This is a genomic window from Paraburkholderia sp. SIMBA_054 (genome assembly GCF_046534875.1).
Classification (GTDB): domain Bacteria; phylum Pseudomonadota; class Gammaproteobacteria; order Burkholderiales; family Burkholderiaceae; genus Paraburkholderia; species Paraburkholderia hospita.
In genome coordinates this window covers 1-265 of the sequence record NZ_JAWRXV010000935.1, presented here as the reverse complement: position 1 = coordinate 265, position 265 = coordinate 1, and the positions used below count along the sequence as shown (strand labels likewise).

Genomic DNA, 265 nt, shown 5'->3' with positions numbered 1-265 from the left:
CCGATCCAGGCTGCCGACCGCAACAACGACATCACGATCATCGCAGAGAGCACCTACGCGCTGGCCTTGCTGCTCGAAGGAAACGCACGCGAAGCGGCTCGCTTTACGACAACGCTGTATGCCCGCGCCGTGAAAACCTCCGGCGAGCGGTCGGTTTGCGCCAACGTCTGCGCGGCGTTTCTCGCCGACGCTCAATACGAACTGAATCAGATCGACGACGCACGCGCGACGCTTGCGAATCGGCATGGCCTACTCGAGTCATCCG

General features: G+C 62.3%; 1 protein-coding gene. It reads left to right on the top strand.

What is annotated here, in order from left to right; all coding sequences use genetic code 11:
- The coding region (locus SB822_RS57880; protein WP_410859209.1) for a hypothetical protein at nt 1-265 on the top strand (265 nt) is incomplete at both ends.